The organism is Citrobacter telavivensis, from assembly GCA_009363175.1.
In the GTDB taxonomy this organism is placed as follows: Bacteria; Pseudomonadota; Gammaproteobacteria; order Enterobacterales; family Enterobacteriaceae; genus Citrobacter_A; species Citrobacter_A telavivensis.
This window is the reverse complement of sequence record CP045205.1, coordinates 154,043-178,200: the sequence shown is the minus strand read 5'-3', so window position 1 is coordinate 178,200 and position 24,158 is coordinate 154,043. Positions and strand designations below refer to the sequence as shown.

Annotated in this window: 27 protein-coding genes; 6 read left to right on the top strand and 21 right to left on the bottom strand. The window is 56.8% G+C overall.

All coding sequences use genetic code 11. The features are described from left to right. Position 1: 1 nt before the first annotated feature. The 15 genes from GBC03_03075 to GBC03_03005 all read right to left on the bottom strand — a co-directional run bounded on the left by GBC03_03075 (position 2) and on the right by GBC03_03005 (position 12,967). Positions 2–571 (bottom strand): DUF3261 domain-containing protein, encoded by a 570-nt coding sequence (locus GBC03_03075; protein QFS73901.1) that lies wholly within the window; start codon positions 569–571, stop codon positions 2–4. Positions 572–657: 86 nt separating this feature from the next. Beyond that, positions 658–2,976, bottom strand: coding sequence for an MMPL family transporter (locus GBC03_03070; GenBank protein QFS69261.1), 2,319 nt, complete (start codon positions 2,974–2,976; stop codon positions 658–660). Beyond that, positions 2,945–3,550: an outer membrane lipoprotein carrier protein LolA gene (locus GBC03_03065; GenBank protein QFS69260.1), complete on the bottom strand. Its 606-nt coding sequence runs from the start codon at positions 3,548–3,550 to the stop codon at positions 2,945–2,947. Before GBC03_03065 ends, GBC03_03070 begins: the two co-directional genes overlap by 32 nt. Further along, entirely contained in the window at positions 3,547–3,969 is a 423-nt protein-coding gene (locus tag GBC03_03060) for an acyl-CoA thioesterase (protein QFS69259.1), read from the bottom strand. The genes GBC03_03065 and GBC03_03060 overlap by 4 nt, the downstream gene beginning before the upstream one ends. Before the next feature lie 3 nt (positions 3,970–3,972). Then, positions 3,973–5,664: a glycosyltransferase gene (locus GBC03_03055; GenBank protein ID QFS69258.1), complete on the bottom strand. Its 1,692-nt coding sequence runs from the start codon at positions 5,662–5,664 to the stop codon at positions 3,973–3,975. Next, the gene (locus GBC03_03050; GenBank protein ID QFS69257.1) at positions 5,655–6,008 is read right to left on the bottom strand and encodes a hydroxymyristoyl-ACP dehydratase; all 354 of its coding nucleotides are present in this window, start codon (positions 6,006–6,008) and stop codon (positions 5,655–5,657) included. The genes GBC03_03055 and GBC03_03050 overlap by 10 nt, the downstream gene beginning before the upstream one ends. Continuing rightward, on the bottom strand, positions 5,995–7,356 hold the full coding sequence (locus GBC03_03045) for an AMP-binding protein (protein ID QFS69256.1): 1,362 nt from the start codon (positions 7,354–7,356) through the stop codon (positions 5,995–5,997). The genes GBC03_03050 and GBC03_03045 overlap by 14 nt, the downstream gene beginning before the upstream one ends. Then, a complete protein-coding gene (locus GBC03_03040) occupies positions 7,353–7,925 on the bottom strand; it encodes a DNA gyrase subunit B (protein ID QFS69255.1) in 573 nt (190 codons plus the stop codon). Before GBC03_03040 ends, GBC03_03045 begins: the two co-directional genes overlap by 4 nt. A gap of 6 nt (positions 7,926–7,931) precedes the next feature. Next, a complete protein-coding gene (locus tag GBC03_03035) occupies positions 7,932–8,183 on the bottom strand; it encodes an acyl carrier protein (GenBank protein QFS69254.1) in 252 nt (83 codons plus the stop codon). A 12-nt stretch (positions 8,184–8,195) separates the two neighbouring features. Next, positions 8,196–8,453, bottom strand: a complete 258-nt coding sequence (locus GBC03_03030; protein ID QFS73900.1) for an acyl carrier protein — start codon at positions 8,451–8,453, stop codon at positions 8,196–8,198. Next, positions 8,434–9,249 carry a 1-acyl-sn-glycerol-3-phosphate acyltransferase gene (locus GBC03_03025; GenBank protein ID QFS69253.1) on the bottom strand — a complete coding sequence of 272 codons (816 nt, stop codon included), beginning with the start codon at positions 9,247–9,249 and terminating at the stop codon, positions 8,434–8,436. The genes GBC03_03030 and GBC03_03025 overlap by 20 nt, the downstream gene beginning before the upstream one ends. Continuing rightward, a complete protein-coding gene (locus GBC03_03020; protein QFS69252.1) occupies positions 9,246–9,968 on the bottom strand; it encodes a beta-ketoacyl synthase in 723 nt (240 codons plus the stop codon). The genes GBC03_03025 and GBC03_03020 overlap by 4 nt, the downstream gene beginning before the upstream one ends. Positions 9,969–10,022: 54 nt before the next feature. Next, positions 10,023–11,084 carry a methyltransferase domain-containing protein gene (locus GBC03_03015; GenBank protein ID QFS69251.1) on the bottom strand — a complete coding sequence of 354 codons (1,062 nt, stop codon included), beginning with the start codon at positions 11,082–11,084 and terminating at the stop codon, positions 10,023–10,025. A gap of 68 nt (positions 11,085–11,152) precedes the next feature. Further along, positions 11,153–11,530 (bottom strand): hypothetical protein, encoded by a 378-nt coding sequence (locus GBC03_03010; GenBank protein QFS73899.1) that lies wholly within the window; start codon positions 11,528–11,530, stop codon positions 11,153–11,155. Positions 11,531–11,917: 387 nt separating this feature from the next. Then, entirely contained in the window at positions 11,918–12,967 is a 1,050-nt protein-coding gene (locus tag GBC03_03005; protein QFS69250.1) for an AI-2E family transporter, read from the bottom strand. A gap of 98 nt (positions 12,968–13,065) precedes the next feature. Between GBC03_03005 and GBC03_03000 the strand changes: the two genes are divergently transcribed. Next, on the top strand, positions 13,066–14,316 hold the full coding sequence (locus GBC03_03000) for an MFS transporter (GenBank protein ID QFS73898.1): 1,251 nt from the start codon (positions 13,066–13,068) through the stop codon (positions 14,314–14,316). A 3-nt stretch (positions 14,317–14,319) separates the two neighbouring features. Here GBC03_03000 and GBC03_02995 read toward each other — a convergent pair whose 3' ends face one another. Both GBC03_02995 and GBC03_02990 read right to left on the bottom strand, forming a co-directional pair. Next, positions 14,320–14,877: a DUF1795 domain-containing protein gene (locus GBC03_02995; protein QFS69249.1), complete on the bottom strand. Its 558-nt coding sequence runs from the start codon at positions 14,875–14,877 to the stop codon at positions 14,320–14,322. 77 nt (positions 14,878–14,954) lie between these two features. Further along, positions 14,955–15,620 (bottom strand): 7-cyano-7-deazaguanine/7-aminomethyl-7-deazaguanine transporter, encoded by a 666-nt coding sequence (locus GBC03_02990; GenBank protein ID QFS69248.1) that lies wholly within the window; start codon positions 15,618–15,620, stop codon positions 14,955–14,957. Between the two features lie 305 nt (positions 15,621–15,925). On the opposite strand from GBC03_02990, the gene tusA reads away from it, so the two are divergent. After that, the gene (gene tusA / locus GBC03_02985; GenBank protein QFS73897.1) at positions 15,926–16,171 is read left to right on the top strand and encodes a sulfurtransferase TusA; all 246 of its coding nucleotides are present in this window, start codon (positions 15,926–15,928) and stop codon (positions 16,169–16,171) included. Between the two features lie 103 nt (positions 16,172–16,274). Here the strand turns inward: tusA and zntA are convergent, their stop codons facing one another. Both zntA and GBC03_02975 read right to left on the bottom strand, forming a co-directional pair. Continuing rightward, entirely contained in the window at positions 16,275–18,473 is a 2,199-nt protein-coding gene (gene zntA / locus GBC03_02980; protein QFS69247.1) for a Zn(II)/Cd(II)/Pb(II) translocating P-type ATPase ZntA, read from the bottom strand. A 76-nt stretch (positions 18,474–18,549) separates the two neighbouring features. After that, on the bottom strand, positions 18,550–19,176 hold the full coding sequence (locus tag GBC03_02975) for a lysoplasmalogenase (protein QFS69246.1): 627 nt from the start codon (positions 19,174–19,176) through the stop codon (positions 18,550–18,552). A 141-nt stretch (positions 19,177–19,317) separates the two neighbouring features. On the opposite strand from GBC03_02975, the gene GBC03_02970 reads away from it, so the two are divergent. Then, a complete protein-coding gene (locus tag GBC03_02970) occupies positions 19,318–19,677 on the top strand; it encodes a DUF2500 family protein (GenBank protein QFS69245.1) in 360 nt (119 codons plus the stop codon). 2 nt (positions 19,678–19,679) lie between these two features. On the opposite strand, the gene GBC03_02965 is transcribed toward GBC03_02970, so the two are convergent. Then, positions 19,680–19,949 (bottom strand): DUF1145 family protein, encoded by a 270-nt coding sequence (locus GBC03_02965; GenBank protein QFS69244.1) that lies wholly within the window; start codon positions 19,947–19,949, stop codon positions 19,680–19,682. Continuing rightward, positions 19,939–20,535, bottom strand: coding sequence for a 16S rRNA (guanine(966)-N(2))-methyltransferase (gene rsmD / locus GBC03_02960; protein QFS69243.1), 597 nt, complete (start codon positions 20,533–20,535; stop codon positions 19,939–19,941). The genes GBC03_02965 and rsmD overlap by 11 nt, the downstream gene beginning before the upstream one ends. Before the next feature lie 250 nt (positions 20,536–20,785). Between rsmD and ftsY the strand changes: the two genes are divergently transcribed. The 3 genes from ftsY to ftsX are packed head-to-tail and all read left to right on the top strand — an operon-like array spanning position 20,786 to position 23,989. Continuing rightward, the gene (gene ftsY / locus GBC03_02955; GenBank protein QFS69242.1) at positions 20,786–22,267 is read left to right on the top strand and encodes a signal recognition particle-docking protein FtsY; all 1,482 of its coding nucleotides are present in this window, start codon (positions 20,786–20,788) and stop codon (positions 22,265–22,267) included. Between the two features lie 2 nt (positions 22,268–22,269). Continuing rightward, complete coding sequence (gene ftsE, locus GBC03_02950; GenBank protein ID QFS69241.1) at positions 22,270–22,938, top strand: cell division ATP-binding protein FtsE; 669 nt, start codon at positions 22,270–22,272, stop codon at positions 22,936–22,938. Next, positions 22,931–23,989 (top strand): cell division protein FtsX, encoded by a 1,059-nt coding sequence (ftsX, locus tag GBC03_02945; protein QFS69240.1) that lies wholly within the window; start codon positions 22,931–22,933, stop codon positions 23,987–23,989. The genes ftsE and ftsX overlap by 8 nt, the downstream gene beginning before the upstream one ends. The last annotated feature ends 169 nt before the right edge of the window (positions 23,990–24,158 follow it).

Genomic DNA, 24,158 nt, shown 5'->3' with positions numbered 1-24,158 from the left:
ATCAGTCACCCAGGTATTGAATGGTGATGTGGTATTTAAAGACATGCTGTTCGATGCTGATAGGCTCGCGTTTGCCTTTGCGGTTCAGGTAGGTGATTTCTGTCACCAGCTTGCCACGGGCATTGCGCAGTTCACGCGTGTCGCCGCTGTCCGTCAGCGTCCAGCCTTTCGGTAACTGCGGCTGCCAGGCGCTAATGGGCCAGTGGCTGAGCATGACGTCTGCCAGCACCTGACTGGCGGGCGGCAGTTGTGGAACCACAATGGACTGCTCGGTGTGCAGCCCTTTGTCGTCGTAGGTCACGAGGAACAGACGAATGCCGACCGACGACAGCCCCGCCAGCGCGATCTTTTTGTCATCAGCATTCAGCATCACCAGCAGCGACTGCGTTTTGCCGTTAAAGCTGCCGGTGAGCAATTGCTGAGCGTTCACTGCCGGAGAAATGCCCGGCGCAGGCAGCGTCACCCGCGTGCCCGGCTCCAGCCATGCCTGCGGTCGGCCTTCTTGCGCCTTCTGCGAATGGCTGCAGCCGGTGAGGATCAGCGCGAAGAGGCACAGTGCTAATTGCCCGATGGCGCAACGCTTATCGGGCCTACGCCAACGTGTTGACCAGGTAGGCCGGATAAGGCGCAGCCGCCATCCGGCAAAAATACGTTTCATCATTCTCGTTTTTTCTCTTTTTTCGTCGGCATCGCCAGAGGGGAAAGCAGGAACGCGGTGAAAATGCCGCTAACCAGCACAATGCCAAAACTGCTGATCGCCTGGGTGGCGCTAAAGACCAGCATGCCGAGCGTCAGCAGCGTGGTCATCATTGCCAGCGAGATGGCTAACAGGGAGGTCAACGGCGTTCCGCGCGGATTACTGAAAAACAGCGTGTAGTTAATACCGATTCCCAGCACCAGTACCAGCGCCAGCAGCGAGAACAGATTGACCGCATGACCGCTCAATGACAGTACCGCCAGGCCACAGCCCAAAGACAGTACCGACGGCACGAGGCTAACGACGCCGCTGCGCCAGCCCAACCGGGCGATCGCGCCGCAGGCAATCACCGCCAGCGCGACAAACAGCAGTCCGGTCAGCACGTTACGGTACAGCGCAAACAGTGCGTCAAAGGTACTTTTGCGATCCACCCATGCGACGCCGGGGTATTTCTCGCTGAGCGCGTTGAGCGCGGCGCTTTGTTTGACGCCGTCTACCGGCACCAGTACACCGCTTTCGCCGTCGGCCAGGCTCAGCCACAGCAGTCGCCAGCCTTCGCTGGCCGGGCTGGCAAGCCAGGCATCGACGGTGACGGGCATAGGGGTGAGATCGGGGTTGACCGTCGTCAGTCCGGCGTTGTTGAGGGCGTGAGTGACGGCGGGCGCGGCGTTTCTCAGCAAAATGAGATCCTGCTGCTGACGGGGCAGTGAATTCAGCGGGATCGTGCGATAGCCGCTGAGCAGCCCCTCTTTTTTCGCCTGTACCAGCGCCGGGACAAAGGCCTCCAGCCGTTCCAGCGTCTGCTGCGCGGAGTCGCCGTACACCACAAACCACTTCTGATCGACGCTCTGTCCGGTCAGCGCGGTAATGGTTTTTTCCTGTGCCAGAATGTGCTGCGGTAGCGCCTGCAACTGCGAGATATCGTCGTCCACACGCAGGGTCGCCAGCCCGGCCAGCGCGAAAAGCGCGAGTGCCACCGGCAGACCCACGGAGAGTTTTTTATTACGTCGCCAGGCGGCAAGCCAGCGCAGCATCAACACCATCGCCGGAACCGGGCGCACCGGTAGTCCACGGCACAGCCACGGGTGCCAGAAAATCACGGTCAGGCAGGAGGCGCTCAGCCCCACGGCCGCAAACACCGCCATCTGGCGAATGCCGGGGAAGGGGGCGAGCATCATAATCAGGTATGCCGCGACGGTGGTCAGCAGCGCCAGCAACAGCGCGTTACGCACTTTCGCCAGGCTTTCCCAGGGCGAGGTTTCAGCGCCGTGTACCATCCGTTCGGTCAGGTAGTACAGCGTGTAGTCGGCGGAGATGCCAATGATGCTCATGCTCATCACCAGCGTCATCAGATGCAGTTCACCGAAGGTAAGCAGCGTGACGACGGTTCCCGCCAGCGCGCCCACGGCAATCGACAGCAGACACAGCAGCAGCGGACGTAGCGAACGGAACACCGCGACAATCAGTAGCAGCACGCCCAGCACCGTCGCCACACCGAGCGTGGAAACATCCTGCTTTGCCTGCTGGCTGGCGTAATCGCTGTAGAATACCGTTCCACGCGACAGCAACTGCGCCTGCGGATAGCGCGCTTTCAGCTCCCCTTCAAGCGTGCCGAGCGTGGTCACCAGATGATGCGTCTGTTGCATATCGAACGATGAACCGGCCAGTTCGCCATGCAGCAGATACCAGTAGTTTCCCTGGCTGTCCTGCGCGACTAACCAGCCGTCCATCAGCCGCAGACGCTGACCGTTTTCGGCCATCGCCAGCTGTGAGCCGCGCATGAGCATCAGCGGGTCGTTTTGGAGTTCTTTACCGCTGACGCCGGAAAACGCGGAATAGAGCTGAGAAAGAATCCATTGCGCCTGCGCCTCGCCGCCGTTTTGCAAACGGGCACGGGTCTGCGGGTCGATCAGGCCGTTGCGATGCTGCCAGAAGAACGCGCCCCACGCCTGTTGGCTGTCGGCATCCATCGGGCCCTTCACCTCTGCCAATGCCTGTGACTGTTGCAGCATCGCCAGCCAGTCGCGGGCGATCGTCGGATCGGCCTTTTTGCCGGGACTGACCAGCCAGACCAGTTGACGGTCAAGACGCTGCATAAAGCCGTCATTCAGGCTCGGGGGAATCGCCCCCAGAGCCTGTTTTGGCAGCATCGCCAGTACGCTGCTATTGAGCCGCGCCTGAGGCAGCAACATCAGCAACACGCCCAGCATCATAATGCAGGCGATTCCCCATAACAGCGCGGGGCGTTTACTGTGCGGCAAAGCGTTGGCGTTCGTCATCGGTCAGTTGCGCAGGCGTCAGTTGGTGTTGAGAAAGTGCGATATCGGTGCGGTCGCCCTGTTTGTCGTTCAGCTCAATGCGTTCCAGATACGTTTTCCCTGCCAAATCGATAGTGGCGAAGATCTTATCCAGCGGCGTGGTGATCGGCGTCAGGCGCAGGGTCCAGCGGCCTTCTCCGCTATCAGCAAACTCCACGCGGAAGTTTTGCTCCAGCACTTTGCGGTCAGCCTGAAACAGCCCACGCAGCAGGTGGTTAAACTGAAACATCTGCGGGTTGTTGTCGGCGGTGATGGTTTGTGGCGGCTGACCGTTGATGGCCTGTACCATTCGCGTATCGTCCAGCAGTAGTTGCATCGGGAACGGCCGGGTTTGATCCCACAACAGTCCCTGGTCGCGGGCGATCAACATCGTTCCCGCGGATCGCAACGGCTGCGGCAGATCCTTAATCGTCCGGGTTTGATCGAAATGTGCGCGGATCACCGGCTGTTCGGTAAAGCGCTGTTGCAACTCGTCAAGCGTCAGGGCGTTGACGAACGGGCTAATGAGCAGCGCCAGCAGCGGCAGAAACCTCATGGCATCACCCCCATGCGTTCAAACAGTATGTCCGGGCAGACGAAGCACATCTCGCGGCTTTTCTCTTCCACTGCGACCTGAATGGTGTACCCCGTGGTCGCGCGTTTCCCGCTTTCGGCGTCGAAAATTTCATAGCCAATGCGCAGGCGGTTTTCGAACTCTTCCAGGCGCGCGCGTACGCGAATGCGCTGCTCAAAGGTCAACGGATTGCGGTATTTGACGCGGGTATCCACCACCGGCCACAGGTAGCCGGAGGCTTTCATCTGGCGATAGCCGTAGTCGAACTGGTTAAGCAGCGCTTCGCGGGCGATCTCGAAGTAACGGAAATAGTTGCCGTGCCACGCCACGCCCATCATATCGACGTCGTGAAACGGAATGGTTAGCTCGACTTCAGCCGTAAAGCGGGGATCGTTCAGCACCCTTTACTCCTTGTTTTTGGGTTCCGGCAACTGCCAGAAATCGAAAAAGTTAAACCAGTCGAGCGGCGACTGTAGCGCGTAGTGCTCAAGGCGTTCGGCATAGCGGTCGATGGTCTGCTGTAGCGCCTGTTGGCGGTCGGCGCGCGGCAATACCAGCGGGTCGGCGAATGGCTCGCAGTGAACGCACAGCTTCTCCTGCTGGCGTAGAGCAAAGAGGAGATCCACCGGGCAGCGCAAAATCGAGGCGAGGATAAACGGCCCCTGTGGGAACGGGGCGGCTTGCCCCATAAAACGGCTCCAGCAGACGCGCCATTCGCCGCCGCGCTGCGGATTCACCGCGATGCGGTCGCCGACGATGGCAATCCATTCTCCACGCTCCAGCTTCTCTTTGAGCGCAATGGCGGTGTCCGGGCCGATGTCGGTCACCGGCATCAGGTTGAGTCCGGCCTGCGGCGCCATCTCTTCCATAATCTGCTTAAAGCGCCGGGCGTTATCGCTGAATACCAGCGCGTTGATGGTTTTGCTGCCCTGCAACTGCGCCAGCGCGCGGCAGGCTTCAACATCGCCCAGGTGCGAGGCCAGCAGCAGTTTACCGCGGGGATCGCTGACGTTCAGCGCCTCTTCTGCCCCAGGCGCAAATACCACGTCGCGGCCAAAATGCAGCTCACCGCGCCAACTGGCGATTTTATCGAGCATCGCGTTGCCGAAGCGCAGGAAGTGTTGATAGCTGGAGAGGTTAGCCGGCACGGGTCTCTGGTGCGCGGTCAACTGCGCACGCACGCGGGCGATCCAGTTCTGTGACGCGCGGCGCGCGGGGGCTGCGGTCAGCCAGTACACGCCGACAACAGGCCAGAGCAGCAGCGTGAACGCCCTACGCCCCAGCAGACGCCATACCCACAGCATCAGGCGCATTCCCCATAGCCCTTTCACTTCCTGCTGCTGCGCCCAGTGCGGTGACGCTCGACGCAACAGCAGCGACGGGATGCGGGGCAACATGCCGAAGAACAGGCGCGTGTGCATCAGTGAAATACGACAGTTATCTTTGAAGGCATCGAAATGCGACAGCCCGTCCGGCGGATACGTCACGCGGGTCGGGACAAAATAGCTGGGGGTGCCCTGCCACCAGAGACGCACCATCACTTCGGTGTCGAAATCCATCCGCTTGCCGAGCGTGACCCGTTGCGCCAGTTGGCGCGTGGGGCTGACCGGGTAGACGCGAAAGCCGCACATGCTGTCTTTCAGTTGCAGCGAAAGGGTTTCAATCCACACCCAGACGTGGGTTATCCAGCGTCCGTACAGGCGCGAACGGGGGATGGAATCATCGTAAATCGGCTGTCCGGAGATCAGCGCGGCGGGGTGCGCCTGTGCCAGTTCCAGCAGCTTTGGAATGTCTTCAATCGCATGTTGACCGTCGGCGTCGACCTGGACGGCATGGGTAAATCCGGCCTCTGCGGCCGCCTCTAATCCGCGGATCACCGCCGCGCCCTTGCCGGCGTTTTCCGCCAGACGAATTAAGGTCAGGTTTGCGGTGCCTGCGGCGAGCCTGTCCAGTTCCTGCTGCGTAGCCGCGTCGCTGCCGTCGTCCACCACAATACACGGCAGATTAAATGGCTGCAGGCGTGCCAGCACGCGCGACATCATGGCGCCGTGGTTATAGCAGGGGATCAGCACGCAGGGGGACAAGGTCAACGACATAGCCGGATCTTCCCGCTGCTGGCGGTATGGCGCGCATCGCCATCGTGGCGTTGATAGCTAAACGTCAGGAGCTGACGTGCTTCCTGCCAGCTCAGGGTTAACGTGACGGTGTTTTCCGGCAGCAGCGGTGCCTGGAACTTCACGTTCTGAATGCTGTGAAAACGCCAGCCGGGGGCGAGCAGGGTGGTGGCATAGTGCATCACCCAGTCCATCTGCGCGACGCCCGGCAGCAGCGGCTGCACGGCAAAATGGCCGCTGAACCAGAAAAGGGAAGGATCAAGATGCAGGACGACCTCAATCTGTTGGGGCTGTGCCTGATGGCGCTCAATTTCATGGGGTATCATGAAACAACTCCTGTAATTGCGCATAGACACGCTTATTCATACTGTTGACCGGGATTTCGTCGATGACCCGCCAGTAACGCGGTACGGCGACCGGCTCCAGCCACGGCAGCAGCGCCCGTCGCCACGTCAGCTCCTGGGTTTTTCCGCCGCTGTTCTGCCAGCGCTGGCGCGCCTCGTCATTCAGGACCAGCAGTACGCCCACCCCCTGGCGACCGCCACGCGCAATCGGCAGGGCGGCGACGTCGCGGATGCCCTCCAGCTCCAGCAGGCGTTGCTCAACTTCGCTGAGCGAAATGCGTTTCTCTTCAATTTTGACCACTCGCCCACGGCGTCCCATCAGGCGGAACTGGCCGTTTGGCTCAAACTGCAGGATATCGTCAAGCAGCAGACCGTTAGCGTCGGCGATCAGCGGAGAGAAGACGCGAAATGCTTCATCTTCTGCGGTAAATGACACGCCGGGGAAGGGCAGCCAGGTGACATTCTCTTGTTGACGATAGCGCCAGGCCAGAATGCCGGTCTCGGTGCTGCCGTAGATCTCATCCGGCCAGACGTTCAGCCAGGCGGCGGTCTGCGTCACGTCCTGCCACGGCAACATGCCGCCTGCCGAGAGGATCATGTCCACCGACGGCGCAGGAAGCTGGTGGTCGAGGCGTTTTAAAAACGCCGGACTGCTGATAAACACATAGCGATGTTCGCGGCCCAGCGCGGCCAGTTGTTCCGCATAGTAAAGCATGGCCGCATGCAGCGGCAGGCCCAGCGCCATCGGCAGGAAAATGCGGAACGTCAGACCGTACAGATGCTGTGGTACAACCGAGGCCACTATCCGGCAGCCTGCCAGGCGGTCGGCAAAGCGCGCTGCCAACAGTTCGGCTTCATGGTCCAGACGGTCAACGGGTTTGACGATACGTTTCGGCTGCCCGGTCGAGCCCGAGGTAAACAGCTCGATAAACGCATCGTGGCGCAGGGGCGGGAAGATAAACGCCTCGTCGCTGAGCGTCATGGCTGAGCTGACAACCCACAGCGGTCCCTGCCAGCCGAGCGTTTTATCGCTCAGCACACCGTCAAACAACGCCCGCTGCTCGTCCAGCAAAGAGACGCGGTTATGCCCTGGAATCACAGGCGTTTTCCCCGCATGCAGGGCGGCCAGCAGCGCAACGATAAACAGATAGCTGTTTTCAAAACAGAGTGCCCAGCGACTGCCTTCCTGCTGTTGCAGGTGCGCCATCAACCGTGCGACATCGTGGCGCAAGTGACCGAGCGTCCAGTGACGTTCGTCCAGCCAGGCGATGGGCGTGTTCGCCGGACGAGGGGAGGTGAGCCATTCGGCAAGCGTCAGGGTCTGCTTCATTGCAAATCTCGATTAATCATCCGACGGCGTATCAGCCATTCGCTGCCCATGAGCAGGCCCATCAGCAGGTAGGCAATCATGCCATTCCACGCGGTCCACATCGCCATATCGCCATGGAGAGCGGTAAACAGCGCCACGCCGCCATTGAAGATAAAAAAGGCGCACCAGATCTGCGTCACCCGGCGGGTGTAACGCACCGCCGCATCCGGGAGTTGGGGATCGCGCAATCGTGCCAGTCGTTCCACTATGGGCATGGAAGACCAGAGCGAGCCGCCAAAAACGGCGAGCATGACGGCGTTCACCACAACCGGATAAAACAGCAGAAGCTGATGGGTTTTAAGCAGGTAACTGGCGATGCACAGCGTGATACCCACCGCCGCCACCACCTGGGTGACCACGCGCAACGGTCCCGCCTGTCGCCGGGTCTGGCGAAAGCGTAAGAACAGCAGCAGCGCCATCAGCGGCAGTAACCACTGCAGGCTATGATGCGCCAGACCAAACCAAATCAGGAAAGGCCAGGCGAGTAACAGCACGCCTGTCAGCACAGGCAATGTGCGAACGCCCGACACGGCGAATCAGGCTTCTTTAAGCAGGCGTTCTACCGCGTCAACGACATCCTGCACGGTGCGTACGGCTTTGAACTCTTCCGGTTTGATCTTCTTACCGGTCTTCTTTTGCAAATGGACGATCATGTCGACCGCATCGATGCTGTCCAGTTCCAGATCTTCGTACAGACGCGCCTCAGGTTTAATGTCCTGTGGATCTATCTCAAACAGCTTAACCAGCAGCGCAGAGACTTCGTCATAGATGGCGTGTTGATCGGTCATAGCGGACTCTCCTCAGGCACGTTGCGCATTAATGAACGATGCCAGCGTGGCGACGGAGAAGAAGTGCTGACGCATCTCTTCGCTTTCCGCAGAAAGCACCACGCCGTACTGATTTTTTACCGCCAGTCCCAGTTCCAGGGCATCAATTGAGTCCAGTCCCAGGCCGTCGCCAAACAGCGCCGCCTCGGTTTCAATGTCGTCTGTCGACAGTTCGTCCAGATTCAATGTGGTTATGATGAGATTTTTAATTTCAAGATAAAGCGCTTGCATCATTAATTCCTGAGAGAGGTAACGTACCTGGTTGTAATTGAAGCAAAAGATGCCGGTTTAGCTGTCTTGCCGCCAGCGCCGGTTCTTGTAAATTTGCGTCGTAAAAGTGGTCGAGCTTCACCCGCTCGCGTACCTCGACGGTAAACAGCGGTTTAGTTGGCGGCACCTGATACCATTTGCTTTCTTTATCCAGCATGCGCTGGCTGCAATGGATGGTCACTACGCGAATATCGCTGCCGCAGCGCACGGCGATATTCGCCGCGCCGCGTTGCAGCGTCATGGCTTCGCCCGGACGGGTGCGGGTGCCTTCGGGGAAAATCAAAATCGTATCGCCCTGCGCCAGTCGTTGCTGACTGGCCGGTAACAGGGCGTCCGCCTGGCTGTTCACCAGATAATCCGCGGCGCGCACCACGCCGCTGAGAAATGGGTTCTTCAGCAGCGCGCTTTTCACCAGACAATCTGTTTCGGGCATCACCGACGCCAGCAGTACATAATCGATCAGGGTGGGGTGATTCGCGACCACCAGACATCCGCGTTCCTGACGCAAAATATCCACCCCTTTCATCTGATAATCCAGCACGCCCAGCACGCGGGTCACCGTTAAAAAGAGACGGAAACTGGCGGCGATACTGCGCCGGGCAATGCGGCGGCGGCGGGCGTTGTCCCATACGAAAACTAACAAAACGTTAAACCAGACGACCGAAAGCAGCAGCCCGCCGAGTCCGAAGAGGGCGAAGCAGAAGCCGGTCATGGCGATCCGCCAGAGTCGGTTCAACGAGGAGATGACCCCTTTCATGTCCGACTCCAGTGCCACTGCACGCGCTCGCCGGGGAGGGTAAACGCCTCGGCATTCAGTAAATAGTGCTGTAAAAATAGCAGGCTTTGCGGGAGCGCGGTTTCAGCGCCAGCCAGAACCGGTTCGCTCTCACACACCCAGTCGTTACCTGCTTCGCAGACCAGTGCGGTGGCGTACGGCCAGGTTGGCATATTTTCCGGGAGTCGCGGGTGGTAGAACTCGGGAAGAAAACCGTCGAAGTCGACCATCAACACGCGCTGATAACCCGCCTGTAGCAGGCAGATGACTTCACATAACCCCTGCTGGAAGGTATCGCGCCCGGCGGAAAGCGATGACGAGACGATGGGGTGTTTGGCCGCGATAGTCAGGTTGCCCACCGCTGAATTGTGTACCGACAACGCGAAATCGGTCGGTGAGAGCGCCTGTTCGGTCGCCAGCGCATGCAGAATGCGGTAGTTACGTTCAAGTTCACCGTGCCGACTGGTGTACAGCACCGCATCGATATCGTGGCGACGCAGCATCGCCAGCCCGCACTCGACGGCCAGTTTACTGCCGGAGCTAAGACGACGGGCGGTCATCATTGGCAGTTCACGCAGTTTTCCCTGTGCCGCCGCCGGATCGATGGCGTGCGGATGCCGTGACCATTGCAACCACTGTATTGATTCGCCCAGACCTGGCGCCATCGCCCGCCAGTCGGTAATGTTTAGTGAGAATTTCATCAACGCGCGTCCGCGGTATACCGGTGATTCCAGTAGCGTTCTGATGCTACTTTGTTATTTTTTCTTCTGACATATCAGTAAAGTATGTCCAACGCCTAAATTATCGTGGCGTTCTTCCACCTGGAACCCTGCCTTGTCCAGATAGCCATAAAATTTCTCTGCGCTGTAGAAACGGCTGTTGCCGTTCGCCATGCAGGTAAAGTAAAGCGAAGACGCATTCAGACTGAATGAGGCGGCTTCAAAGCGCTGCGCATCCCAGAACAGCTCCATAATGCACAGCCTTGCACCGGGCTTCATCACACGGGCAACCTTGCTGAGCATGGCGACAATTTGCTCCGGTGAAAAACAGTCAAGAAATTGACTCATCCACCAGATATCGGCCTCTGTGGGTAAAGGCGCATCGCCAAGCATATCCACCGCATGAAAATCGATGCGATCAGATAATCCTGCATTTTCGATATTTTCGCGGGCAAGTGCAATTTGTTGTGGCAAATCTAATAGCGTCACCGCGATATTTTCGTCGAACTGGCTACAGCGTATTGCCCATTTACCCGTATTTCCGCCTACATCGTACAGGGTTGCAGGACAACTGGCGAATACATGCGGTAATGCTGCATCAAACGCACCGTCAGAATAGTAATGATCGAAGGCGAACCAGCTTTCACGCGCGGACGGTGGTAATTGTGACAATGCCGGGTAAATGGTTGGCCAGTCGCCAAATACTTTTAACCCGGATGGTTTTCCTTCTTTCAGCGCATTTTCTAAAAAGAATAATCCCTGATAACAGACGTCGTGGGTGAAATCCATATTCACGCGAGTCATGGTGTCATGCAAAAGGAAATGTCCGATTTTCGCCAGATAATAGCGTCCCGCTTGATGGGTGATGATGCGTCCGCTTAATCCCATATCCAGCAGAACGCTGACCGCATATTCGTTGACGTGACTGTTTTCGGCGATCTCTTCAAGCGTTGCACCCTGTTTACCCTGGCGGTCAAGATAAGCCAGCACATCTGCATTTCGCAGGCAAAGCGCGGTTTGAAACAGCATGGGGGCGAAGGCGATACGCTGCGCTTCAGTGATCGCATCCAGTGCGCTGAGGGAGTCCTGTTCGTACATGGCGAGTACAACCTGTTAAGAAAACGAAAAAGGTTATCGGGCCGCGCGCGGCCCGACTTCAGGCGTCATTACAGATTTGCACCCGCAGACAGGTTCAACTGAATGTCTTTATCCAGGTTACGTACCCAGCGGTTGTAGTTTTTATGAATTTTACCGCCAGAAGCCTGCAGATTGAGGCTGCTGTCGTACTTGATATCGTAGCTGGAAGCGGTGTAGGTAATGCGCACTTCCGCAACGTGATCGCGAGACTGCTGACGCGCTTTGATCACCCCCGGACCCGCTTCAGTCATGATCCATTTACGCTGAATGCCGGCTTTCAGAATCGCATTTTTTACCTGATCCTGGGTGTGGCCTGCGGTAACCGAAGAGTGAACCTGATCGATGGGGGCAGTACGCGCACAACCCGCCAGCGCACCAACAACCGCAATCGCCGCAAACCACTTAATGTATTGTTTCATGAAAACTCCCTATCAAAATCACTATTTATATTAACGTTGAATGCATTTCTGAATTTAGTTTTAGTTACAATAATACCGACTATTATTAATGTTAACTTTGACGAACGGCGGTGAAATTCTTGTAATTAATGAGTGAACGCAGAAGGTAATTTATCTTCCGGGTTATCATGGCGTTAGTCAGTTAATTCTCACTTAAATTCCATTGTCGATATCATTTAATTTGAATTAAATGCACTGCGGAAGAGCTGGATCTCATTTTGCATCTCATTTTGCAAAGGAAACCGCGCGCTTATTGAAATACTCAGATAACAAAAGCGCGCCTTATAGTACTTTCATCTGTAAGTGAATGAAACTACCCTGGTTGGTAGGGCAGGTTTATCCCGGTAATCTATTTTTCGGTCTCCCCGGGCCCAGTAATATGGCCAGTTTGCTGCCGCCTGTCGTGGTTTCCATCCAGATTTTACACACGCTGGTCAGAGGGACGGAGAGCAACATTCCCACCGGGCCGAGCAGCCAGCCCCAGACCAGTAAGGAAAGGAACACCACCAGCGTCGACATGCCCAGGCGATGCCCCATCATGCGTGGTTCAACCATGTTGCCTAATACCATATGGACCACCAGGAACAGCGCCCCCACCAGCACGCACTCATAAATGCCGTTGAAAAGCAGCGCCTGAACCATCGGTGGAACGGCGGAAATCACCGAGCCAATGTTTGGGACATAGTTCAGCAGGAACGCCAGCACCCCCCACATCAGGGCAAATTGAATGTGCATCAATTCCAGTCCCAACCAGACAATGACCCCGGTCCACAGGCTGAGCAGCGTTTTTAACGCCAGATAGTGCGAAACCCCCTTCAGCGCCCGGTGCAGTCCGGCAATGTGGATTTGCGGGTTATGCAGCGCAAAACGCATTTTGTAAGGCACATGGCGGACTTCAAACAGCATAAATACGACGGTCATTACCAACAAAATGATGCTGGCCATCGCGCCCGACAGCCCGGTCATCAGCGTGGTGGTGAAGGTGACAATTTTGTCGGAGTCGATTCGCTGTAACATCCGTTCCGGGGACATGTGTAGATTTAAAAATGGAATCATCTCCTGTACATACAAGACCTTGCGCGTCAGTTCTTTGTTGTACCTTGGCAGCATGGCAATAAATTCGTTAACCGAGGCGGCCAGCACGCCAATCAGCGCGGTGAGCACAAACAGCATCACAACCACCACAATCGTAATTGCCACCGGGCGTTTCACGCCCCGGCGAATAAACCAGGTGACCAGCGGATTGAGGACAATGGCAAAAAAGAGTGCCAGCAAGAGTTGCACAATGATATCTGCGGCGGCGTGGATCCCGGCGAGAATGACGACCAGCGCGGCCAGTTTGAGCAGAATATGTAAACCCGTTTTATCGGGCTGAGGGGTTGTCATGGTGGCTTCCTGTTATTGATTTTCATTAAGTGTAGCGGCTGGCCTGCTGCCGATATTCCTAATCTGGCTGCTGATTTTCCCGGCGTGGCATGATAGAAATGAAACATTGTTGTAAAAACGTGGTGGTCCCCATGCCCGAACCCGTCGCTGAACCGGCGCTTAATGGATTGCGCCTCAATCTGCGCATTGTTTCTGTTGTGATGTTTAACTGTGCCAGCTACCTGACCATCGGCCTGCCGCTCGCGGTGCTGCCTGGCTATGTCCATGATGTGATGGGCTTTAGCGCCTTCTGGGCGGGACTGGTCATCAGCCTGCAATACTTCGCGACCTTGCTCAGTCGCCCTCATGCCGGACGCTACGCGGATTTACTCGGTCCGAAAAAGATTGTGGTTTTTGGTCTGTGCGGCTGTTTTCTCAGCGGCGCGGGCTATTTTCTGGCGGGAAGCGTCAGCAGTTGGCCGGTCGCCAGTTTGCTGCTGCTGTGTCTGGGTCGCGTCATTCTGGGGATTGGACAGAGCTTCGCCGGGACCGGCTCGACGCTGTGGGGAATAGGCGTGGTGGGTTCGCTACATATCGGACGGGTGATCTCCTGGAACGGTATTGTGACCTACGGGGCGATGGCGGTCGGCGCACCGCTCGGCGTGCTGTTTTACAACTGGAGCGGACTACAGGGATTAGCGCTGATTATCATGGGGATCGCGCTGCTGGCGGTTCTGTTGGCGATTCCGCGCCCGGCGGTGAAAGCGAGTAAAGGAAAGCCACTTCCCTTTCGTGCGGTGCTCGGACGCGTCTGGCTATACGGGATGGCGCTGGCGCTGGCCTCGGCGGGTTTTGGGGTGATCGCCACCTTTATCACCCTGTTCTATGACGCCAAAGGCTGGGACGGCGCGGCGTTTGCGCTCACCCTGTTTAGCTGTGCTTTTATCGGTACGCGTCTGCTGTTTCCTAACGGTATCAACCGCCTGGGCGGTCTGAACGTGGCGATGATCTGCTTTGGCGTTGAGATTGTCGGACTGCTGTTGGTGGGCGTGGCGATGATGCCGTGGATGGCAAAAATCGGCGTGCTGCTGGCAGGAATGGGTTTCTCGCTGGTCTTCCCGGCGCTTGGCGTGGTGGCGGTAAAAGCCGTGCCGCAGCAGAATCAGGGCTCGGCGCTGGCAACCTATACGGTGTTTATGGATCTGTCGCTGGGGGTGACGGGGCCATTGGCCGGGCTGGTGATGAGCTGGGCTGGCGTGCCGGTGATTTACCTGGCGGCGGCGGGTCTGGTGGCGATTGCGCTACTGTTAACCTGGCGGTTAAAAAAACGGCCTCCGCAGGAATCGCCAGAGGCCGTTTCATCATCCTGACGGTTACTGAATAACCAGCGTATTGATGATGTTTTCCGCAGCCGTTTGCGCTTTCTGCTGGTCGTCAGCCGGCAGCGTAATTTGCAGGGTCAGCAGTTGGTTATCCACTTTACCCAGTACGACGGATGAGTAAGCGGTCTGGCCTTTCGCCGAGATAATGCTGTCTAACTGTTGCAGCGTGTGGCCTTTCAGCTCGATGGATTTGTTGGTCACCACCTGCAGTTGTGGGTCGCGGCTGCGCTGCTGATCTTCCAGACGTTTTGCCAGCACAGACAGCTCTTCGTTAGTGTTATCACCAACGATGACAATGACCGCTTTCTGGCCGGTCGCGTCAGAGTAAACGTGCATATTATTGGCCTGCGTACCCAGCTTGCCGCTCTGGTCAGTCATATCCGCCGGCAGGGAGAAACTCAGTTTGCCATCCAGCAGAGAAACCGGTTGACCGGTTGCGTTGCTTTCTGCCGCCGTGCCCTCTGCCGGCGCTTTCGTATCACTATTATCACAGGCCGCCAGCCCCATAACCAGCAGGCCAATACCGACATATTTAACCAGATTACGCATTGACTTCTTCCTTTCGATAAACGGCCATAACGGCTCATCCGTTCATCTTATCACAACCCGGAAAAGGAACCTTTAGCTCAACTTGCCTGCATCGCCGGGATTTCAGATTTATCTGCCAGTTTTTTCAGCAACATATTCAGTAATACGCCATACATCGGCAGGAAGAAAAGGATGCTGATCAGCACTTTAAAACAGTAATCGACGATGGCGATTTCCATCCAGTGCTCGGCCATAAAGGCATCCGGGCTGCGCCAGAACGCAATAAAGAAGAAGGCGAGGGTGTCGCTGACGTTGCCAAACAGCGTCGAGGCCGTCGGTGCCAGCCACCAGCGGCGGTTTTGACGCAGGCGGTTAAAGACGTGTACATCGAGAATCTGTCCCAGCGCGTAGGCCATAAAACTGGCGACCGCGATACGGGCGACAAACAGATTGAAGTGCATCAGCGCCCCAAATCCCTGCCATGAACCCATATAGAACAGCGACGAAATCACATAGGAGATCAGCAGCGCCGGCATCATCACCGCAAAGATAATTCGACGGGCCAGCGGCGCGCCAAAAATCCGCACGGTCAGGTCGGTTGCGAGGAAAATAAAGGGAAAGCTAAACGCGCCCCAGGTGGTGTGGAAACCAAAAATGGAGACCGGAAGCTGGACCAGATAGTTGCTGGAGGTGATCACCAGCAAATGGAATAGCGATAGCCAGAACAACGCTTTCATGCGCTGTGATTGTGTAAATGCGTTCATATTGTACCTTTTTGATGGTTATTGGGGTGAGGGAACCCAATTCGTGCTACACGCTATTTTACTGCCATTTTGCTTTCGGGCAGTGCTCGCGCGCCGCACGTACTCCGTGTACGCGTCGGGCGCTGTGCGCTGGCCTTCAAATAAACTGGCTGCGCCAATAACGCGTCTTCGTTTTTTTAAGCCGCCGCATGATACTGCTTTGCGGCGGTAATGCAATGGCTATTTTTCACGCAATCGTTAACCTGATTGGCTTACTTCGGAACTGAGCGTAAACTACAGCCGTTTTTTTAGTGAATGAGACCATGATGAGCGATCTGTTTTCTTCTGCCGACCATACCCTTGATGCCCAGGGACTCCGCTGTCCGGAGCCGGTAATGATGGTGCGTAAAACCGTACGCAACATGCAGACCGGCGAAACGCTGCTGATTGTGGCGGACGATCCGGCGACCACCCGTGATATTCCCGGTTTTTGTACCTTTATGGAACACGAGCTGGTGGCAAAAGAGACCGACTCTCTGCCGTATCGCTATCTGGTGCGTAAAGGCCAGTAAGCGACGCCGGATGGCGCTAACGCTTATCCGGCCTACAAAGGATAATGCACCGCACACGGCTCGTAGGCCGGATAAGGCAACGCCGCCATCCGGCAAAAACACGTTATCCTTTACGTAACAATCTCAGGGCGTTGGCGGTGACCAGCACCGTTGCCCCGGTATCCGCCAGCACCGCCAGCCACAGGCCGGTCATCCCGAGCAGCGTGGTGACGAGAAATATCCCTTTCAGCCCCAGCGCAATGGTGATGTTCTGACGAATATTGGCGTGGGTCGCGCGCGCCAGTTGGATCATCTGCACCAGCCCCGTGAGGCGGTTATGCGTCAGCGCGGCGTCCGCTGTTTCCAGCGCCACGTCGGTGCCGCTACCCATCGCGATACCAATGGCGGCGGCCTTCATTGCCGGCGCATCGTTAATGCCATCACCCACCATCGCCAGCGGTGACTGCTGATTCAGCGCGGTGACCGCCTTCACTTTATCTTCCGGCAGCAATCCTGCGTTAAATGCCAGACCCAGTTCGCCGGCAATGGCTGCCGCCGCGCGCGGGTTATCGCCGGTCAGGATCACACCCTTCACGCCCAGCGCGTTAAGTTCGCTGATGGCGGTGCGGGCATCGTCGCGCAGCGTATCCTGCAAGGCGATTACCCCGATTACACGTTCGTTGCGCAGAACCAGAACGACGGTCTGTCCGGCGCTTTCGAGTTGGTTAATCTCTTCGGCAAAGGCGTCGGCAGGACGTTTCCCGGCGGCGCAAATCAGAACGCTTTCGCCATTCACCTGCGCTTCAATCCCTGAGCCTACCAGCGCCCGTTGCCCTTCGGCGGGCAGGATTGTCAGCCCTGTGGTTTGCGCTTCGCGCACAATGGCCTGTGCCAGCGGGTGCGTTGCGCCCTGTTCGACGGCCGCCGCCAGCGTCAGCAGTTCAGACTCGCTGACACCGGTCGCCGGGTGAATCGCCGTCACGCGCGGTTTCCCCACGGTCAGCGTCCCGGTTTTATCAAAGGCGACCTGCGTGATACGGCCTAATTGTTCCAGCGCCGCGCCGCCTTTAATCAATGCCCCGCGACGGGCCGCCGCCGCCAGGCCGGAAGTGATAGCCGCTGGCGTGGAGATCACCAGCGCACACGGACAGCCGATCAGCAGCAGCGTTAACCCTTTATAAATCCACTCCTGCCAGGCGCCGGCGAACAACAGCGGCGGGACGAGCGTCACCAGCAGGGCAATGGCCATAATCGCCGGCGTATAAATCCGGCTGAAGCGGTCGATAAAACGCTCAATTGGCGCGCGGCGTTCCTCGGCCTCTTCGATTAACTTCAGGATCCGGTCAATCGCGCTGGCACCCGGTTCGCAGACGACTTCCAGCGTGACGAGACGGTCCACGCTGGTGGCTCCTGCCGGTACTTTTTCGCCGGTGGCGCGTTCTACCGGGATCGATTCGCCCGTCAGCGCACTCTCATCAAAACTGGCAAAACCGGAGATCAGTTTACCGTCGGCAGGCAAACGTCCCCCGGCGGCGACTTCAATGATGTCGCCCGGTTGCAGGGTGTTGATTGCCACCTCTTCTCGCACGCCGTCGCGCAAACGCATCGCGGTTTCTGGCTTCAGCGCCATCAGCGCGCTGACCCCTTTGCGGGCGCGACTGGCAGCCCAGCCTTCGAGTCGTTCGCCAATCAGGAACAACAGCAATACCATTGCCGCTTCTGCCGTGGCACCGATGAACAGCGCCCCGATAGCCGCGACGCTCATCAGCGTTTCAATGGCAAACCAACTGCCGGTTTTAATCAGACGCAGCGCCTGGCGGGCAATCGGGAACAGGCCGACCAGCGTCGTGGCGATAAACGCCAGTTGACCGAACGGGTGGTTAAACTGCTCCAGTCCCCAACTGAGCGCCATCATGACGGTAAGCGTCAGCAGCGGCAGGTTCTCTTTAAAGCGGGATTCGGGGACGTCTTCCTTCGCCTGTTCATCGCGCAGGGTGTAACCCGCTTTTTGCACCGCGTTCTCGATTTGCTGACGGAGATCGCCGTTGCTGTCGACGACCAGTTTCTCGGTAGCAAACAGCACCTGGACCTGGTTGACGCCGCTGACCTGGCGCACGGCGTTTTCCACTTTGCGGGCGCAGGCGGCGCAGTCCATCCCGGACACTTTCCAGCTGTAGCGAGTGCCTTTTACCGTTTCAACAACCGATTCAGGGGGCGAGCACGCGCCTTCGCAGCAGCAGTCATCGGTCTTCTGCGGCGTTGGCGCAGGCTTGAAAGATGAAAATTGTGGGGCTTTTTTGCCATCGTGAGCAGGTATCGACATGGCATCCTCCGGTTGATGATAATTTTCTCATTAACCGGAGGATACACTCTGGAGTCGACTCCAGAGTCAAGCATTATTAGAGATAAAGCGAACGGACGATCAGGAAGTGCCCTGCAAAGTAGCAGGCGGCGGCGATGGCGTTGTCCGCACGGAAACGACAGCGGTAGTGACTGCCCAGCCAGACAATGTTGCCAATAAACAGCAGCGACGCGCCCAAAAACGCCGACAGCACAGGCGCGGTGGGACGGAAGAACCACAGTTCGCCGGCCAGCCAGACCATGACCAGCGTCATGGCGATAAAGGTACATACCGGCCAGCGCAACTCTTCAAGACGTGTCCAGATCACCGCAATCAGCAGTGCGCCCAGCACCATCAGCACCAGCGGCAGCGGCCAGAAGAAAGAGAGCGTCATCTGGCTGGCAAAATAGATGGTATACAGCAGGTGCGAAAGGAAAAACGCGCCAATCGCGTAGAGCAGTCGCTGACGCGGCAATAATGTCAGCGCATCGCCAACCAGTGAAGCGCAAAGACCGGCCAGTACCAGATAGCTCACGGCGTTGAACATCGGCGCTTGCCAGGCCAGTAACAGCAGGAGTAATAAGGTGACGGGTTTAAAGACCCAGCGTTGCCAGGTGGGTCCACGGTAGGAGGCATCCACAAATAACCATGCGGAAAGGCAGACAGCGATAAACGACCAAAGCATCTTAGTTCCTTGAATTCGTTATTTTTTCGTAAGCGGTATGCTCACAACCCTGGTGTTCAGTGTAGAGGCCGCGACCACCTGATGACAACACCATAACGGGCAAGGTATGCTTATTTCCGCATTTTCTGATGGGTTATCAATATGAGTAAGCCGCCACTTTTCTTCATTATTATCATTGTGTTAATTATTGTTGCCGCCTCATTTCGCTTTATGCAGCAGCGGCGGGAAAAAGCCGATAACGATGCGGCACCGCTTCGGCAGGCGCAGATGGTGGTCAGCAATAAGCGTGAAAAGCCCATCAACGACCGACGTTCCCGACAGCAGCAGGTCACGCCGGCGGGAACCAGCATGCGCTATGAGGTCAGCTTTAAGCCGCAGAACGGTGGGCTGGAAAAGACATTCCGCCTTGACGCGACGCAGTACTATGCGCTGACGGTGGGGGAGAAAGGGACGCTGAGCTACAAGGGATCGCGCTTCGTCGATTTTGTCGCTCAGCCGTAGCATTACTTTTTGACGTTAAACTTCTTCTGCCAGACCAGCAGTTCAAACACGCCAAACAGGAAAATACGCACCTTCTCGCCGGTGGTCATTTGTGGCCCATCTTTGGGCAGGGTGGACTTCAGCAGCGCCAGTTGCATGCCGTGCATCAGCACCATGAACACGAGGGCGACGTTAACGAAGATGTTGAGCGGGCGCGGGAAGGGTTGCACCAGGTTTAACAATAAGAATGCCCACACGCCGAGCATCAGTAGTCGACCAAGATTAATCAGCATCGCTTTCTCCTTGTGCTTCGCGTTGATACAAACGGTACGCTACCTGCCCGGCGATTTTTTCCCGGTACAACGACCAGTTCGTCGGCACGGGCGGCAGACCGTTTTCCACTTCGCTTTCCACGTAAATCCAGGCAACATCTGCCAGCCAGCCGTGATTTTCCAGCAGGCTTAAGGTCTCTTCCAGTAACCCTTTACGAAACGGCGGGTCGACAAACACCACGTTGTGCGGGGTGCCCGGCTGCGCCAGGAATATCAGGGTATTGGTATTCACGACTTTTGCATTCCCTGCTTTCAGCGTAGCCAGGTTCTTTTGTAATTGCTGAGAGACCGCGCGATCCATCTCCAGCAGCGTCGCACTGGCGGCATAGCGTGACAACGCTTCCAGCCCCAGCGCGCCGCTTCCGGCGAAACAGTCCAGACAATGGGCCTCTACCATCACCGGTGCCAGCCAGTTAAACAGCGTCTCACGCACGCGGTCGGTTGTCGGACGTAGACCGGGGCTGTCGGGGACCGGGAGTTTGCGGCCGCGCCATTGCCCGCCAATAATGCGGATTTGGCCGCTGCCAGAGTGATTCGGTTTTTTCATTTCTGTTGCTCAAACCGCCGCTTGCAGATGATTCCAGGCGGTGATGTGGATTAAGTAAAGTGATAGACTATTTCATCATTTTTTTAGCTTCCATGTATATATGCATAAAATCATTCAGGATGCATCGAGGCGGCAAGCGATAAAATCCCCTGGAGCATAGAAGACGATGTGACTGGGGTTTTTGAGCGCAGCCAACAAAGAGGCAGCCTGAAAGATGAAATGCATAGGGCCGCGAGGGGTGTAATCGCAAATGGCAAAACAGAAAAAACGTGGCTTCTTTTCCTGGCTGGGCTTTGGTGAAAAAGAGCAGGAACAAGAACAAAAAACCGAAGAGCAGCAGGGTGTTGACGCGCAATTACCGCCCGACGCACCCGTTGAAACGGCGGTTGATGTAGAAGCGCAAGCGCCGGTTCACAGCAAAGAAGAAACAGAAGCCTTTGCTGAAGAAGTGGTTGAGGTGACTGAACAAGTTCAGGAAATCGAAACGTTCCAGTCTGCTGAACCCGCGCCCGCCGTCGCTGAAGCGCGCGTTGAGCCGCAGATTGCCGTCGAACACGAAGAGCTGCCGCTGCCGGAAGAGGTGAACGCCGAAAAGGAAACCTCAGCGCAAGAGTGGCAGGCGGAAGCGGAAACCGTTGAGATTGTTGACGCGGTGGAAGAAGAGGCGCAAAACGAGCCGGAACTGACCGACGAAGAGCTGGAAGCACAGGCGCTGGCGGCGCAAGCCGCGGAAGACGCGTTGATGGTCGTGCCGGTGGCGGAAGACGACGCGCCGGTCGATGAGATCGCTCAGGAGCAGGAAAAACCGACCAAAGAAGGCTTTTTCGCGCGCCTGAAACGCAGCTTACTGAAAACCAAAGAAAATCTCGGTTCCGGATTTATCAGCCTGTTCCGTGGTAAAAAAATCGACGATGATCTGTTTGAAGAACTGGAAGAACAACTGCTGATTGCCGATGTGGGCGTGGAAACCACGCGTAAAATCATCACCAATCTGACAGAAGGCGCCAGCCGCAAACAGCTTAAAGATGCCGAGGCGCTGTACGGTCTGCTGAAAGACGAGATGGGCGACATTCTGGCGAAAGTCGATGAGCCGCTGAACGTTGAGGGCAAAACGCCGTTTGTTATTCTGATGGTCGGCGTGAACGGCGTGGGGAAAACCACCACGATTGGTAAGCTGGCGCGTCAGTTTGAGCAACAGGGTAAATCGGTGATGCTGGCAGCGGGCGATACGTTCCGCGCGGCGGCGGTTGAGCAATTGCAGGTCTGGGGCCAGCGTAACAATATTCCGGTGATCGCCCAGCACACTGGCGCGGACTCCGCCTCCGTTATCTTCGATGCTATTCAGGCAGCGAAGGCGCGCCACATTGATGTGCTGATTGCCGATACCGCAGGTCGCCTGCAAAACAAATCGCATCTGATGGAAGAACTGAAAAAAATCGTTCGCGTGATGAAGAAACTGGACGAAGACGCACCGCATGAAGTTATGCTGACGCTTGACGCCAGCACCGGGCAGAATGCGATAAGCCAGGCCAAACTGTTTCATGAAGCGGTGGGCCTGACCGGTATTACCCTGACCAAACTGGACGGTACGGCGAAAGGTGGGGTTATCTTCTCGGTGGCCGATCAGTTTGGCATCCCTATCCGCTATATTGGTGTGGGCGAACGTATCGAGGATTTACGTCCGTTTAAGGCGGACGATTTTATAGAGGCACTTTTTGCCCGAGAGGATTAACAATGATTCGCTTTGAACATGTCAGCAAGGCCTATCTCGGTGGGAGACAAGCGCTGCAGGGAGTGACATTCCATATGCAGCCAGGCGAGATGGCGTTTCTGACCGGCCATTCCGGCGCGGGGAAAAGTACCCTACTGAAGCTTATCTGTGGGATTGAGCGGCCGAGCGCCGGGAAAATTCTCTTCAGTGGGCATGACATCACGCGACTGAAAAACCGTGAAGTGCCGTTTTTGCGTCGTCAGATCGGCATGATTTTCCAGGATCACCACCTGTTGATGGACAGAACGGTATTCGACAACGTGGCGATACCGCTGATTATCGCCGGAGCAAGCGGGGATGATATTCGTCGTCGCGTGTCGGCGGCGCTGGACAAGGTCGGACTGCTGGACAAAGCGAAGAACTTCCCGATTCAACTCTCCGGCGGTGAACAGCAGCGTGTCGGTATCGCCCGTGCGGTGGTGAACAAGCCAGCAGTACTGCTGGCGGATGAACCGACGGGTAACCTGGACGACGCGCTGTCGGAAGGGATCCTGCGTCTGTTCGAAGAGTTTAACCGCGTTGGGGTGACGGTACTGATGGCAACGCACGACATTGGGCTCATTTCCCGTCGTTCGTACCGCATGCTCACCCTGAGCGATGGTCACTTGCATGGAGGCGAAGCTCGTGAATAAGCGCGACGCTATCAACCAAATCAAACAGTTCGGTGGACGACTGGACCGTTTCCGTCGTTCCGGCGGCTCTTCCGGCGACGGTGGGCGTAACGCGCCGAAGCGGGCGAAACCGTCGCCAAAGCCGAACTCGCGTAAAACCAACGTCTTTAACGAGCAGGTGCGCTATGCGTTCCAGGGCGCGTTACAGGATCTGAAAAGCAAACCGCTGGCGACGTTTCTGACGGTGATGGTGATTGCTATCTCCCTGACCCTGCCGAGCGTCTGCTACATGGTCTACAAAAACGTTAATCAGGCGGCGACGCAGTATTATCCGTCTCCGCAGATAACCGTTTATCTGCAAAAAACGCTGGATGATGATGCGGCGGCAGGCGTTGTCGCCCAACTGCAGGCCGAGCAGGGCGTGGAAAAGGTGAATTATCTTTCCCGTGAAGATGCCCTCGGCGAATTCCGCAACTGGTCCGGTTTCGGCGGCGCGCTGGATATGCTGGAAGAGAACCCATTACCTGCGGTGGCGGTGGTGATCCCGAAGCTCGACTTCCAGAGCACCGATTCGCTGAACACATTGCGTGACCGGGTCTCCCGCATCAACGGGATTGATGAAGTGCGGATGGACGACAGCTGGTTTGCCCGTCTGGCGGCGCTGACCGGACTGGTCGGGCGCGTGTCGGCGATGATTGGCGTACTCATGGTTGCCGCTGTCTTCCTCGTCATTGGTAACAGCGTGCGACTGAGCATTTTTGCCCGCCGCGATACCATTAACGTGCAAAAACTGATTGGCGCAACGGATGGATTTATCCTGCGTCCGTTCCTCTACGGCGGTGCGTTGCTCGGTTTTTCCGGCGCATTTCTTTCACTGATTTTGTCAGAAATTTTGGTGTTGCGACTGTCGTCGGCGGTTACGGAAGTGGCACAGGTTTTCGGAACGAAGTTTGATCTCAATGGCTTATCGTTCGATGAGTGCCTGTTACTGCTGCTGGTTTGCTCGATGATTGGCTGGGTGGCGGCGTGGCTTGCGACGGTTCAACATTTACGTCACTTTACTCCCGATTAATAAAAGCGTGGTATAATCTTTCCCTGCAATGGGTTTCCGTTCGCAGGGAAAGAGTTGCTGTCGCCTCTTCCCCGCTTTTCATCTTCATGTCACAATTTGTGCGTAATTTATACACAACGTTGCATTGAACTTGTGGATAAAATCACGGTCTGATAAAAGAGTGAATGCT

Coding starts and splice junctions, on each gene's coding strand:
- GBC03_03070 (QFS69261.1), bottom strand. CDS start 2,976: ATGACGAACGCCAACGCTTTGCCGCACAGTAAACGCCCCGCGCTGTTA.
- GBC03_03065 (QFS69260.1), bottom strand. CDS start 3,550: ATGAGGTTTCTGCCGCTGCTGGCGCTGCTCATTAGCCCGTTCGTCAAC.
- GBC03_03055 (QFS69258.1), bottom strand. CDS start 5,664: ATGTCGTTGACCTTGTCCCCCTGCGTGCTGATCCCCTGCTATAACCAC.
- GBC03_03050 (QFS69257.1), bottom strand. CDS start 6,008: ATGATACCCCATGAAATTGAGCGCCATCAGGCACAGCCCCAACAGATT.
- GBC03_03045 (QFS69256.1), bottom strand. CDS start 7,356: ATGAAGCAGACCCTGACGCTTGCCGAATGGCTCACCTCCCCTCGTCCG.
- GBC03_03035 (QFS69254.1), bottom strand. CDS start 8,183: ATGACCGATCAACACGCCATCTATGACGAAGTCTCTGCGCTGCTGGTT.
- GBC03_03030 (QFS73900.1), bottom strand. CDS start 8,453: ATGCAAGCGCTTTATCTTGAAATTAAAAATCTCATCATAACCACATTG.
- GBC03_03025 (QFS69253.1), bottom strand. CDS start 9,249: ATGAAAGGGGTCATCTCCTCGTTGAACCGACTCTGGCGGATCGCCATG.
- GBC03_03020 (QFS69252.1), bottom strand. CDS start 9,968: ATGAAATTCTCACTAAACATTACCGACTGGCGGGCGATGGCGCCAGGT.
- GBC03_03015 (QFS69251.1), bottom strand. CDS start 11,084: ATGTACGAACAGGACTCCCTCAGCGCACTGGATGCGATCACTGAAGCG.
- GBC03_03005 (QFS69250.1), bottom strand. CDS start 12,967: ATGACAACCCCTCAGCCCGATAAAACGGGTTTACATATTCTGCTCAAA.
- GBC03_03000 (QFS73898.1), top strand. CDS start 13,066: ATGAAACATTGTTGTAAAAACGTGGTGGTCCCCATGCCCGAACCCGTC.
- GBC03_02995 (QFS69249.1), bottom strand. CDS start 14,877: ATGCGTAATCTGGTTAAATATGTCGGTATTGGCCTGCTGGTTATGGGG.
- GBC03_02990 (QFS69248.1), bottom strand. CDS start 15,620: ATGAACGCATTTACACAATCACAGCGCATGAAAGCGTTGTTCTGGCTA.
- tusA (QFS73897.1), top strand. CDS start 15,926: ATGAGCGATCTGTTTTCTTCTGCCGACCATACCCTTGATGCCCAGGGA.
- zntA (QFS69247.1), bottom strand. CDS start 18,473: ATGTCGATACCTGCTCACGATGGCAAAAAAGCCCCACAATTTTCATCT.
- GBC03_02975 (QFS69246.1), bottom strand. CDS start 19,176: ATGCTTTGGTCGTTTATCGCTGTCTGCCTTTCCGCATGGTTATTTGTG.
- GBC03_02970 (QFS69245.1), top strand. CDS start 19,318: ATGAGTAAGCCGCCACTTTTCTTCATTATTATCATTGTGTTAATTATT.
- GBC03_02965 (QFS69244.1), bottom strand. CDS start 19,949: ATGCTGATTAATCTTGGTCGACTACTGATGCTCGGCGTGTGGGCATTC.
- rsmD (QFS69243.1), bottom strand. CDS start 20,535: ATGAAAAAACCGAATCACTCTGGCAGCGGCCAAATCCGCATTATTGGC.
- ftsY (QFS69242.1), top strand. CDS start 20,786: ATGGCAAAACAGAAAAAACGTGGCTTCTTTTCCTGGCTGGGCTTTGGT.
- ftsE (QFS69241.1), top strand. CDS start 22,270: ATGATTCGCTTTGAACATGTCAGCAAGGCCTATCTCGGTGGGAGACAA.